This is a genomic window from Oceanisphaera sp. IT1-181, assembly GCF_033807535.1.
In the GTDB taxonomy this organism is placed as follows: Bacteria; Pseudomonadota; Gammaproteobacteria; order Enterobacterales; family Aeromonadaceae; genus Oceanimonas.
Genome location: NZ_CP136856.1, coordinates 2130849 through 2143392, shown reverse-complemented (window position 1 = coordinate 2143392; position 12544 = coordinate 2130849). Strand labels below are relative to the sequence as shown.

Sequence of the window (12544 nt, the reverse complement as noted above, 5' to 3'; positions counted from 1 at the left end):
CAGGCTACGGGCTGTTAAACTTAAGCTCAATTTTATGATCTTAATTTCCGTGTTGCTAGACTCACCCGAGCATAGTCTCGATGGCTCTTGCACACCCTCGCATTTAATAAGGTAACTCATGCTGGATTCCAAATACCTGCGCGGCGACATCGCCGACACGGCAGCGCGGCTGGCAAGCCGTGGCTTTACGCTCGACATTTCTGTGTTTAATAACCTCGAAGAACAGCGCAAGTCCTTGCAATCCCGTACTCAAGAGTTACAAGCCGATCGTAATGCCCGCTCCAAAGCCATTGGTTTGGCGGCGCGTAATGGCGAAGACATCGCACCCTTAAAGGCGGCAGTTTCAAACATTAATGATGAGCTAGACGGCTGTAAAGTTGAGCTGGATAAGCTACTTAATGACATTGAAGCTTTCAGTGCTGCCCTGCCTAACCTGCCTCATGAGTCGGTACCGGTTGGCAAGAATGAAGACCAAAACGTTGAAGTGCGTTTGTGGGGCGAGTTGCCAAACTTTGATTTTGAACCTAAAGATCACGTCGCGCTGGGCGAAGCGTTAGCGGGCTTGGATTTTAAAGGCGCGGTTAAAGTATCAGGTTCCCGCTTTGTGATCATGCAAGGCCAAATCGCTCGTATGCATCGTGCCTTGGCGCAATATATGCTGGATTTACATACCCAAGAGCACGGTTACATTGAGTGTTACGTGCCGTACTTGGTGAACAGTGATAGCTTGTTTGGTACAGGTCAGTTACCAAAGTTTTCTGCGGACCTATTCCATACCGCCATCGAAGGCGAGGGCGATGAAGAAGGCAAAGTGCGTCGTTTCTCACTGATCCCGACCTCTGAAGTGCCGCTGACCAACATTGGCCGTGATGAAATTTTTGATGCCAATCAATTACCGCTGAAATTTACCGCCCACTCGCCCTGCTTTCGCTCCGAGGCCGGCTCTTATGGCCGCGACACCCGTGGTTTAGTGCGCATGCATCAGTTCGATAAAGTAGAAATGGTGCAATTAGTGCACCCTGATACCTCGTGGGACACCTTAGAAGAAATGGTCGGCCACGCGGAAAAAGTGCTGCAAGGCTTAAAACTGCCGTATCGCGTGATGGCGCTATGTACCGGTGATATGGGCTTTAGTGCGGCTAAAACCTATGACTTAGAAGTCTGGTTGCCGGCCCAAGATACTTATCGCGAAATTTCTTCAGTGTCTAACTGCGGTGATTTTCAGGCGCGCCGTATGCAAGCGCGCGTGCGTGGCGCGGATGGTAAGCCACAGCTGCTGCACACGTTGAATGGTTCGGGACTGGCCGTGGGTCGTACGCTGGTCGCGGTATTAGAGAATTATCAGCAGGCAGATGGCCGCATTGTGGTACCTGATATCTTGCAGCCGTATATGGGTGGTTTGCAGTTTATCGGTTAATTGCGCGCTTAATTTCTGTATAAAAAAAGCCGCCCGTCCCACATATTATGTTGGGACGGGCGGCTTTTTGACGTTTGTAGCTTGGTGCAGCAGTACTTGCTAAGACGGACAGCTAACGCGGCCTGACATGCGTTTACTTAATGGTGAGACGTAACGCCAAGCGTTGCAAACGTGGCGCGCCGACTAGGATCAACATAAACGCCACCGGCCATGCCACGTAGAAAGCCTGCCACCAGCGCGATAAAAAACCTTCATTAAGCCCAGTATTCACCCCTGTGACCAAACCGGTCATGATGGTGACCATATAAATAGACATCAGAATCGGAAAAGCCAGTTTGGCGAAGCGACGGGGAAAGAGCATGAAGTAATCCCTGAATTTATATACCAATAAAAGCCCATTGTAACCCGCATTACTGCGTGCGACTAATTCGAAAACACACAATAGTTTCATGAATTTACCTGACGGTAGTCATATTATTCATAAAAATGTAACAATTCAGCATCATATGCCATTGATGAGGCTCCCTCTCTGTGTATAATCCACCAATATTTTTTGGTGTTCTAGCAGAACCATTCGGCGAGAAGGTTTCAGGTGGTTTTATCATCTGTTAATTCGGTTGGTGGTTGCCTTATCTATTTGTCTGGCTATGCCAGATACTTGGTTTTGATGGAGAGAAAGACATGACGTCGCGTTCAACTGAATATAAAGGCGCTCCCCAGAGTGGGGCTGAGAAAAAAGGTGGATTTACCCGCTTTTTGGATACCGTAGAATGGTTAGGCAATTTATTGCCCCATCCCATAACCTTGTTTGCCATTCTCTGTGCCGTTATTTTAATTGCATCGGGTATTGCCGGATATTTTGAATTGAGTGTCGCTGACCCTCGCCCGGAAGGTGTCGCGGGACGCGCCGCTGATGGCATGATCCAAGTGGTGAGTCTGCTAAATGGCGAAGGTCTGGCGCGTATTGTGGGCAGCCTAGTGAGCAACTTTACCGGCTTTGCTCCCTTGGGCACAGTACTGGTCGCGCTGCTGGGCGTGGGCATTGCCGAGCATTCTGGTCTCTTGTCTGCTGCGATGCGCGGTTTGGTGATGAATGCGTCCAAACGCATGGTGACAGTAACAGTGGTGTTTGCGGGGATAGTTTCTAACACAGCGTCTGAGTTGGGTTACGTGGTGTTGATCCCGCTGGCGGCGATGATCTTTCATTCACTGGGGCGCCACCCCTTGGCAGGATTGGCAGCGGCGTTTGCCGGTGTGTCGGGTGGCTACAGTGCCAACTTGCTATTGGGCACGGTTGATCCGCTGCTATCGGGTATCACTCAAACGGCGGCGAACATCATTGACCCCGCATATGTGGTAGGGCCAGAAGTAAACTGGTACTTCATGTTTGTGAGTACCTTTGTTATTGCCGCGTTAGGCGCCTTTGTTACCGAGAAAATCGTCGAGCCTAAGCTGGGTAAATATAATGAGGCTGACGCCGCAGGTGATCTCGATATGACCGGCATGGGGCGAGTGACATCGGCTGAGAAACGCGCCCTTAAAGGGGCGGGTCTGGCCGCTCTAATGGTGTGTGGGTTACTGGCGTTGACTGTAGTGCCAGAAAACGGTGTGCTGCGTCATCCGGTCACGGGTGAGATCGCTGGCTCTCCGTTTCTACAGGGCATAGTAGCCTTTATTTTCGTGTTCTTTGCCATTCCCGGTTTTGTATATGGCCGCATGATGGGCACCATGAAAAGCGATCGTGATGTGATTGATGCCATGTCGAAAAGCATGAGCTCTATGGGTATGTACATAGTGTTGGTGTTTTTTGCAGCGCAGTTTGTGGCGTTTTTCAGCTGGACCAATTTTGGTACCGTGGTAGCAGTACAGGGCGCCACCTTCTTGCAAAATATTGGCCTGACCGGTCCTTTGCTGATGATGTGCTTTATCGTACTGTGCGGCTTTATTAATCTGATGCTGGGCTCGGCCTCTGCCCAGTGGGCAGTAACGGCCCCTATTTTTGTGCCCATGCTGATGCTGGTGGGCTACTCACCCGAAGTGATCCAAGCGGCGTATCGCATCGGTGACTCCACCACCAATATCATTACCCCCATGATGAGCTACTTTGGTTTGATTATGGCGGTGGCGGCCCGGTACAAGAAAGACTTAGGCATAGGTACCTTGATGGCCATGATGCTGCCCTATTCGATAGTATTTTTGTTAGGATGGAGCCTGTTATTCTTTCTGTGGGTATTTGTATTTGGCCTGCCAGTGGGGCCAGGTGCGGCTACCTTTTATGACGGCTTGTAAGTTGACCTGTTAGACAGATTATCTTGTCATTTTAGTCAGGTAATCAAGAAGAGGCGTTCGGCGTGGGTAATTGCGCGGAACCTTGTTTATTTAACGAGGGCTAGCAAGGGAATAGTTTGATGTTGAAGAATATTTATCCGTTTTTATTTCGCTTTTTGTCATTCTCCTTTGGTAGAATACAGCTCCTTAACGAGGTCCTCGGCAACAAATGATGGTTTGGATAGACTTTGTAATTCTGGGTATTATTGCCCTGTCAGCAGTCGTAAGCTTAGTCAGAGGATTCGTAAAAGAAGCCATGTCACTGGCTACTTGGTTGGCGGCGTTCTTCGTTGCTAGTCAATTTTATGCTGATCTTAGCGCTCTGCTCGATATCTCAGATCCCCTGATACGCAACGGCACCGCCATTGCCGTCCTGTTTGTATTAACCCTCATTTTAGGCGCACTCATCAATTATATTGTGGGTCAGTTAGTCGATAAAACTGGCCTGTCGGGCACTGATCGGGTGCTTGGCGTGTGTTTTGGTGCCGTTCGCGGTGTCTTGATCGTGGCCGCGTTATTGTTTTTTATCGATACCATGACCGGATTTTCTCACAGTCTGTGGTGGCAACAGTCTGTGTTAATTCCCGAATTTGGTATTGTTATCCAGTGGTTCTTCAGCCTGGTGCAAAATTCATCCAGCTTTTTACCCCCCAAGCCATAATGAATTGAGGAAATGAATACATGTGTGGGATTGTCGGTATTCAAGGTACGACTCCAGTAAATCAGGCGCTTTATGACGCCTTAACTGTACTGCAACACAGAGGTCAAGACGCCGCAGGCATAGTGACCATTGCTGGTGACACGTTGCGCCAACGCAAAGCCAATGGTCTGGTGCGCGAAGTGTTTGAAGAGCGACACATGGCGCGTTTAATTGGTAACGTCGGCATTGGCCATGTACGTTACCCAACTGCTGGCAGCAGCAGTGTGGCCCAAGCGCAGCCTTTTTATGTCAACTCCCCATTTGGCATTACCTTGGCGCATAATGGCAACTTGACCAACGCTCGCGAACTCAAAGAAGAACAGTTTCGCGTGGCGCGTCGTCACATCAATACCACCTCAGATTCTGAAATTTTGCTCAATGTCCTCGCTCATGAGCTCGATCAACAGACTCTCGATCTGCATCTAGAACCTAGCCATGTGTTTGCCGCTATTAGCTCTGTGCACAAAAAAGTGCGCGGTGCCTATGCGGTGGTTGCCGTCATTATTGGCCATGGCATGATGGCGTTTCGTGATCCTAACGGTATTAGACCCTTAGTGCTCGGCAAGCGTGACTGTGAGCAGGGTGGTGTTGAGTATATGGTAGCCTCAGAAAGTGTGGCGCTTAATGCGGTGGGTTTTCATCTGATCCGCGACGTGGCACCCGGTGAAGCCATCTACATTACTCAGCAAGGTGAGCTGTATACCCAGCAATGTGCCGATGAGCCTCAGCATCAGCCTTGTATTTTTGAATATGTGTACTTTGCGCGCCCCGACTCTTTTATCGATAAAGTGTCTGTGTATGCGGTGAGAGCGCGCATGGGCCAGAAACTCGGCGATAAAATTGCACGGGAGTGGGAAGACCTCGATATTGATGTGGTGATCCCCATTCCAGAAACCTCTTGTGATATTGCGTTGGAAATTGCGCATAATCTGGATTTGCCTTATCGTCAAGGCTTCGTAAAGAATCGCTATATTGGCCGTACCTTTATTATGCCCGGCCAACTGCAACGTCAGCAATCGGTGCGCCGTAAACTCAACGCCATACATTCTGAGTTTGCCGGTAAAAATGTGCTGCTAGTCGATGATTCAATTGTAAGAGGTACCACCTCAGAGCAGATTATTAAAATGGCGCGCGAAGCGGGGGCGAAAAAAGTTTACTTTGCCTCAGCCGCACCGGAAATTCGCTTCCCGAATGTGTATGGCATCGACATGCCATCGGTTAATGAGCTGATTGCCTATGGCCGCGAAGTTGACGAAATCTGCCAATTAATTGGTGCAGATGGGCTAATTTTTCAAGAGCTTGAAGATCTCGAAGATGCAGTGCGCCACTTTAATCCTGAACTGCGTCACTTTGAAACCTCAGTCTTTACCGGCGAGTACGTGACGCAAGATGTGGATCAAGCTTACTTAGATGAGCAAAATGCGTTACGCAACGACAACGTCAAGCATGCGGACTGTCAAGATGACGCACATCTTGCTATGTATAATGAAGGCGAAGCCTGATTAATCAGCGGGTTAGCTAATAGAAAGGGGCCTTTTAAGGCCCCTTTTTTATTAATGATGAACACCCGTTCGTTCATATAGCCATTTATTTCATATACTCATTTAATTCATATACATAGGGCCAAAGCCCCAACTCCAAATTAATACGGTCGCCGTCATTAGGCAGACTAACAGCACCAGTGCCGCTGTGATCACCGAGCTTGCATAAATAAAGCCGCGATCTTCAGGAATGCGCATCACGATAGGAATGCCGGTATACAAAAGGTAAACCGAGTACGCAACGCCCACCAAGCCAACCAGCATGATCACGATAGGCTCAGGGTAGAATAAAGCAAAGCCGGCCATAAATAAGGGGGTGGCCGTATAGGCGGCAAGCTCTATGCTGTGTGAAAAATTTGGGCTGGCACCAAAGGTGCCCGCCATCCAAAAAATAAGATAGGCGAGGGCGAAGACGCCGAAAATTAACCCCACATACATGCTTATCGCCATGGCTAAGGCGCTTTGAGGAGTGAGCAAAATAGTGGTGCTGTTAGTGCTACCAAAATTCCAACCAATCATGGTTGTCGAAAGGTAAGCGCAAATGGTCGGTATCAGTGCTATCAAGGCTAAGTGGATTAAGCTGTAACGTAAACTCTCATGTTGGCGGTCTACCGTGTGCCACTGTACTTTAGGCTGTGTGTACAAACCCCAAATTCGATTTAAAAACATGGCTTATCCCCTTCAATATGCTTATTGCGAACTGTTTTATGGCAGATAAACAGAATGGTTCTGTTTTTCTGTAAACACAGCTGCGTGCAGTCAAATATCCGTATTACTACTCTTAAGCTCGGACTAAGTATAAACCACATTTTACAAGCTGCCGTGTAAGCCTAAAATTAGGGCTACAAAGTTTCTTGAGGTTCTTTTGAGTCTTGTTGCTGGTGTGAGAAACTGAGATATCCAGAGTTTGAAGCGTCACTCAGTAAAATGGCAAAGGGCTAATTAGCTTTTTATGGCGTATAGATATAAAAGATGCGGCAGTGTTAGAATACGGCCGCATTCATTATAACTTGTTGAAAAAAATTATAAATTCCCCCGCATGCTAGATAACTAGGTAGCCGAATTTTTATGCTGATATCGATTATTGAACAGGCTATGTTGATCCTCGCATCAGGCTGGCTACTCACCATGAATATGCGGAAAATGCAGGCTCATCCGCGATTATTACCGCTTACCACCGGCGTCTGGTTTGGCATTATTACCATCGCCTGCATGTCGATGCCACTTAGTGTTGGGCCAGGCGTGCTGCTGGATGTGGGAGATGCGGTTATCTTTGTTGCCGGCTTATTTGGTGGTCTGCTCTCCGGTGGGTTGACGGTCGTGCTGGCGGGGGCGTTTAAGCTGTGGTTTAACGACGCTGATAGCTTGGTCAGTGTAATGAGAATGCTGATGGCGTTGTCCTTGGGTCTCATCGGTAAATACGCTTTGGTAAATACTCGATTTTCGCTGACCTTCGGCTATTTGTTGCCTACTAGCTTATTTCTCAATGGCATTAGCATTGGTTTTATTTATTACAGCGTTGAGCCTCAATTACACGCGCATGTGCTATCCATGACCCTGCCTTTTTTAGTGGTTGCCGTGCCTTTGACGCTGATGCTGATTTTTATTCTAAAAGATACCGAGCATCGTCAACAAGAGCAGCAAGCATTACGGGTCAGCCAAGCACGGTTATTGGCCATTACCAGTGCTTTGCCGGATATGATGAGCGTGATTGATGAAGATGGTTTTTATCTGGATATCATGCCCGATAATATTATATTTCCCGGCAGTAAAGATGTACGCCGCGTCGGTCAAAATGTCAGCGATGTATTTCCTCGCGAGTACGCCCAGCGGTTACTGGCTTTTATTGACCGCACTATTACCGAGCACAAAGTCACCCATATGATGTTTGAGCTGCAGCAGGATGACGGCGGGCGTACCTTTGAAAGCGTGGCACAAGCCCTGGACACTCGTGCTGGTGAGGCGCGCGCCGTGGTGATACTCACCCGCGATATTAGTGAGCGAGTAAAAGGGGAAACTGACCTGCGTATTGCCGCAGTGGCATTTGATAGTTTTCAAGGCATGTGGGTGACCGATAAGCATAATCGCATCTTGCGCGTTAATAAGGCGTTTAGTGAGGTCACGGGATATAGCGAAACGGAAGTCTTGGGTAAGACACCGAGCATTTTTAGTTCCGGCCAACACGACAGTGGTTTTTATCAAGATATGTGGCACGACATTAATAGCCAAGGTCATTGGCAGGGCGAGATTTATGATAAGCATAAATCAGGGAAAATTTATCCCCAATTGCTCACTATTAGTGCAGTGAAAGACGAACAAGAACAAGTGAGCCATTATGTGGCCAGCATTACCGATCTGAGTGTGGAAAAAGAAAATGCCAAAAAAATTCATGACTTGGCTTATTACGACAGCTTAACCGGTTTACCCAACCGACGACTGTTGCTGACCAGTATCAGAAAAACCCAAAGAGAGAGTGCTAATAGTCATAAGTTAGGCGCTGTTATTTTTATCGACTTAGATCAATTTAAAAATATTAACGATCTATGGGGCCATGCAGTAGGCGACAAGCTGTTAGTGCATGTGGCTAATCAGTTACGAAAAGTGCTCACCGAACAAGATAGCCTAGCTCGCTTAGGCAGCGACCAATTTGTCCTGGTGCTGAGTGCTCAAGCCGACGACCAACGCCAACTTATGGCCCACTTAGATCACCACAGCCAGATGTTACTGACCATGCTGGATCAACCCTATACCCACGGTGAACAAAAGCTGCGCAGCAGTGCCTGTCTAGGCATAGTCGCATTAGATGGTTTTAATGACGCGCCTGAAGAGTTAGTACGCCAAGCTGAGCTTGCCATGTATGCGGCAAAAGACACCGGTAAGGGGGAGCGCCGTTTCTTTGACCCCCATATGCAAGAGACGATTTCTCAGCGTTTATTGTTAGAAGAAGACATTATTCGCGGCTTAGAAGCACGGGAGTTTGGTGTTTATTTTCAAGCGCAATTTAACAGTGATAGTCAGTTAATTGGTGTCGAATCATTAGTGCGTTGGCATCATCCTGAGCGCGGACTCTTATCGCCGATTGCCTTTATCGAAGTGGCAGAGGCTGCGGGTATTATGAGCCAAATTGACAGCGTTGTGCTGCTTCGCTCCTGTGAGCAAATGGCGAAATGGACGCGGTTACCGGCTTTTAGTGATATTACGGTGTCGGTGAATATTAGTCCGGCACAATTATATCAGCATGGCTTTGTCGAAGAAGTACTGAAAGTCGTCAGTGACACCGGGGCTGATCCTAAGCGGCTGAAGCTGGAGCTGACGGAATCTATGCTGGTGACGGATATGCAGCAAGCCATTGCGCGCATGCGCCAACTTAAGGAAGCGGGGATTCGTTTTTCGATAGACGACTTTGGTACGGGTTATTCGTCGCTACAATATTTACAACAACTGCCGCTGGACCAACTCAAAATCGACCAATCTTTTGTGCGAGGCTTACCGGAAGACACCAGCAGCTTGGCGATTATTAGAGCCGTGATTGCCATGGCCACCAGTTTAGGTTTAGAAGTGATTGCCGAAGGTGTTGAAACCGAAGTACAGCGCGACATACTGCTGGCTAATGGCTGTGGTTTATATCAAGGCTATTGGTATGCAAAGCCGTTACCTGCCGAGCAAGTTGAACAGCTAGATAGAATTAATAACCCTACCAGCACCAAGGCGATCGGCTAGCTGACAGCCCTTGTGGCTTAATAAGCCATTCCATCCATGCGCCACTTACTTCTTACTGCTTATAGTGCCACAGTTTTATTGCGACCCTGTTGTTTGGCTTGATACAGTGCTTGGTCTGCCAGTTTTAAAGTCTCATTGATACTTTTTACCGACTCTGCACCCGACCAATCGGCCACGCCCAAAGAAACAGTAATGATGCCTACAGTAGGGATATCGGTAGCCGCTATAAGCTCTCTGAGCCGTTCGGCTACCCTAACAGCAGTATCTTGGGGGGTGTTGGGTAAGAAAATCATAAACTCTTCCCCACCACTGCGGCATAGCTGGTCTTCTTTTCGTGCTTGAAGGCGCATCAATTGCGCCAGTTTTTTGATCACCTCATCACCCACATCATGACCGTATGTGTCATTAATGCGCTTAAAAAAGTCGATATCTAAGGTGATGACCGAAAAAGCGGTGTGCGCTTGCTGATAGCTATCGAGCACTTGCGTCATGGCGCGACGATTTAATAATTCCGTCATAGAATCCGTATGGCTATCGCTGTGTAATTGGCAAATTTTATCGTTAAGTAATCCCATACTTTTTATAATGGCGCGCTTTAGTTGAGCGGCTTCAAAGTACCAAGAGTTAATGTGCGAGATGTTATCTTGCATGGAGCTGTTATTAATCTGAGTATTATCTATCTGTCGGGTGTCGCGAGCCAACTGCCACAAGGGCCGTGAAATGAGCAGCGCTGAAAGCCAGATACCCAATAACGTCAGTAACACCAAGGGCAGGCTTTTTAAGAACACTTTAATAATATGGCCGTCTAAGCCCGCCAGCGTCATTGTTTTAGGTCTTTGTGCAACTACTCCCCAGCCTGCGTTAGCAATAGGGGCAAAGCCGGCTAACATTGCTATCCCTTGAGAGTTAGTGACCCCATAAGCGCCTTCTTTACCGAGAATCACCTGATCAATGGCTGCATTGTGCTCAATTTTTTGGCCAATGCGCGCAGAGTTTGGATGGTAAATTAAGGTCTTATTACGATCCACCACATACAGGTAGGAGCCATCTTGGTAGTAATGTTTGCCAAGAATGTCGTTAAGAATATTTTTTTGCTGCAAATAAATGGTGCCTGCGATATAGCCTACGTACTCGCCATTGTCAGCAAAAATAGGATGCGACAAACTGATCAAATAATTGCCAGCGGCGGAAATAAAGGGGTCTGTGATCACGGATGTTCTTGCCGCTATAGACTGTAAGGCATGCGGTGACTCGAGCGTCACACCACTCAGGCCTAGCGCTTCGGGAGAGACGGCCAGTACTCTCGCTCTGGCATTGACCACCACCACAGAGTTAAAAGTATCTGTGGTTTCATGTAAGCGGCGCACCTCAGCTACTAAGTTGGCCTCTGAATGCATCTGCTCACTGAGCATCTCGGCATTGTAAGCCAGTCGGTCTTGAGCCATATCCAGAAACACATCGGTGACTTCCGCTAACTTAGCCGCATACACGCGGTTAGCCTCTAGCGTATTATTGATGAGTAATGAGCGTTGTACTTCATAGGTGGCATAAAAACTGTTGCCCAAGGTAATGAGCACACTAAACACTGCCAGCACCAGAATGAGGCCGCGCAGTTTAAACCAAGGAAGAGACTTACTAGACATTAGGCAGCATAAACCTATATGTGATCAGCTAACGTGGCTGAAGGTGTGGCTTTACGGTTAGTTTTATTTTGCACGAACCTATTGATCAAGCATAAAAAAGGCCCCGTTAGGGGCCTTTCCAATCGATTGGTGGAGCTGGCGGGATTTGAACCCGCGTCCGAAAAACCTACATCGTCGGTACTACATGCGTAGTCAGTCATTACATTCGCCATCTGCTGCGGACAGACACGCCACAGAATAACTAGCCTAAATTAGTTTTAATGCTTCCACCGTCAGGCACGATTTCCACACGATTCTGTGAGATATGACCTTCCAATTCCCTAAGTCACAGACAAGCTAGGGTAGAAGGGCTCTAACAGGTTATTAAGCTGCTAGTGCGTAGTTTTCGTCGTTTGCGACTATTTTTTTGCGATTTTTTAACGAGGCCTATCGCACCTCGGCATGCACCTAGGAGTTCGAGAATCTCGTCGAATCCAGAATCAGCCCCAAGTCCAGTTATAGTATGGCAATTTTTGCCGAACCACAAGTATTAACGATTTTTATGCTTCATCATGCGATCTTTTTCGCGTTTCCAGTCCCGCTCTTTCACGTCTTGGCGCTTGTCGTGGTCTTTTTTGCCTTTCACTAGGCCAATTTCAATTTTCACCCAAGACTGAGACCAATACAGCGCCAGTGGCACTAAGGTATAACCATCGCGGTCAAGCAGGGTGGCTAACCGGTCGAGCTCGCGCCGTTTCAGTAACAGCTTGCGCGAGCGCATGGGATCGCACACTACGTGAGTAGAGGCCATGTTAAGGGGAGTAATGGTGGCGGCAAACAAGAAGGCTTCGCCATTACGTATAAATACGTAAGAATCAGCGATATTGGCTTTGCCTGCCCGCATCGCTTTTACTTCCCATCCTTGTAGCTCCAGCCCAGCTTCATACTTTTCTTCGACATAATATTCGTGCCGAGCCTTCCTATTGAGGGCAATGGTGCTGGAACCGACTTTTTTCTTAGCTTTGTTTTTTGTCATAGTAGCGCCATTATACGGGGCCAATGATGGCTTTGGAATTGCTGATACAGCAACTGCGTGTTTTTTATACGTATTTCGTGATGATTCTGCGGTTATATCAGCCTAATTGTCTTGATTCGACAGCCGTGAGTCCAACTAAGATTAATGTTAAAATCGAGTCGATTTGCTGTCAGGAGAGAT

The 12544-nt window shown here is 47.9% G+C and carries 9 protein-coding genes and 1 other RNA gene; 5 read left to right on the top strand and 5 right to left on the bottom strand.

Annotated elements, in window-relative coordinates; all coding sequences use genetic code 11:
* Positions 1-118: 118 nt before the first annotated feature.
* Positions 119-1417: a serine--tRNA ligase gene (gene serS / locus R0134_RS09575; RefSeq protein WP_319781675.1), complete on the top strand. Its 1299-nt coding sequence runs from the start codon at positions 119-121 to the stop codon at positions 1415-1417.
* Between the two features lie 133 nt (positions 1418-1550).
* On the opposite strand, the gene R0134_RS09570 is transcribed toward serS, so the two are convergent.
* Positions 1551-1778: a DUF2798 domain-containing protein gene (locus R0134_RS09570; RefSeq protein ID WP_319781674.1), complete on the bottom strand. Its 228-nt coding sequence runs from the start codon at positions 1776-1778 to the stop codon at positions 1551-1553.
* Positions 1779-2098: 320 nt separating this feature from the next.
* Here R0134_RS09570 and R0134_RS09565 point away from each other — a divergent pair, with 320 nt between their 5' ends.
* The 3 genes from R0134_RS09565 (at position 2099) to purF (ending at position 5947) form a co-directional block, all read left to right on the top strand.
* Positions 2099-3706: an AbgT family transporter gene (locus R0134_RS09565; protein ID WP_319781673.1), complete on the top strand. Its 1608-nt coding sequence runs from the start codon at positions 2099-2101 to the stop codon at positions 3704-3706.
* Between the two features lie 211 nt (positions 3707-3917).
* The gene (locus tag R0134_RS09560; RefSeq protein WP_087038143.1) at positions 3918-4406 is read left to right on the top strand and encodes a CvpA family protein; all 489 of its coding nucleotides are present in this window, start codon (positions 3918-3920) and stop codon (positions 4404-4406) included.
* A gap of 20 nt (positions 4407-4426) precedes the next feature.
* On the top strand, positions 4427-5947 hold the full coding sequence (gene purF / locus R0134_RS09555; protein ID WP_319781672.1) for an amidophosphoribosyltransferase: 1521 nt from the start codon (positions 4427-4429) through the stop codon (positions 5945-5947).
* Positions 5948-6049: 102 nt separating this feature from the next.
* Here the strand turns inward: purF and R0134_RS09550 are convergent, their stop codons facing one another.
* Positions 6050-6655: a Yip1 family protein gene (locus tag R0134_RS09550; protein ID WP_319781671.1), complete on the bottom strand. Its 606-nt coding sequence runs from the start codon at positions 6653-6655 to the stop codon at positions 6050-6052.
* Between the two features lie 399 nt (positions 6656-7054).
* On the opposite strand from R0134_RS09550, the gene R0134_RS09545 reads away from it, so the two are divergent.
* A complete protein-coding gene (locus R0134_RS09545; protein WP_319781669.1) occupies positions 7055-9706 on the top strand; it encodes a putative bifunctional diguanylate cyclase/phosphodiesterase in 2652 nt (883 codons plus the stop codon).
* A gap of 59 nt (positions 9707-9765) precedes the next feature.
* Here the strand turns inward: R0134_RS09545 and R0134_RS09540 are convergent, their stop codons facing one another.
* The 3 genes from R0134_RS09540 to smpB form a co-directional block, all read right to left on the bottom strand.
* Positions 9766-11349, bottom strand: a complete 1584-nt coding sequence (locus R0134_RS09540) for a sensor domain-containing diguanylate cyclase (protein WP_319781668.1) — start codon at positions 11347-11349, stop codon at positions 9766-9768.
* Between the two features lie 127 nt (positions 11350-11476).
* Positions 11477-11836: a transfer-messenger RNA gene (ssrA, locus tag R0134_RS09535) on the bottom strand.
* A gap of 42 nt (positions 11837-11878) precedes the next feature.
* Complete coding sequence (gene smpB, locus R0134_RS09530) at positions 11879-12364, bottom strand: SsrA-binding protein SmpB (RefSeq protein WP_087038153.1); 486 nt, start codon at positions 12362-12364, stop codon at positions 11879-11881.
* Positions 12365-12544 lie beyond the last annotated feature (180 nt).

Coding starts and splice junctions, on each gene's coding strand:
- serS (WP_319781675.1), top strand. CDS start 119: ATGCTGGATTCCAAATACCTGCGCGGCGACATCGCCGACACGGCAGCG.
- R0134_RS09570 (WP_319781674.1), bottom strand. CDS start 1,778: ATGCTCTTTCCCCGTCGCTTCGCCAAACTGGCTTTTCCGATTCTGATG.
- R0134_RS09565 (WP_319781673.1), top strand. CDS start 2,099: ATGACGTCGCGTTCAACTGAATATAAAGGCGCTCCCCAGAGTGGGGCT.
- R0134_RS09560 (WP_087038143.1), top strand. CDS start 3,918: ATGGTTTGGATAGACTTTGTAATTCTGGGTATTATTGCCCTGTCAGCA.
- purF (WP_319781672.1), top strand. CDS start 4,427: ATGTGTGGGATTGTCGGTATTCAAGGTACGACTCCAGTAAATCAGGCG.
- R0134_RS09550 (WP_319781671.1), bottom strand. CDS start 6,655: ATGTTTTTAAATCGAATTTGGGGTTTGTACACACAGCCTAAAGTACAG.
- R0134_RS09545 (WP_319781669.1), top strand. CDS start 7,055: ATGCTGATATCGATTATTGAACAGGCTATGTTGATCCTCGCATCAGGC.
- R0134_RS09540 (WP_319781668.1), bottom strand. CDS start 11,349: ATGTCTAGTAAGTCTCTTCCTTGGTTTAAACTGCGCGGCCTCATTCTG.
- smpB (WP_087038153.1), bottom strand. CDS start 12,364: ATGACAAAAAACAAAGCTAAGAAAAAAGTCGGTTCCAGCACCATTGCC.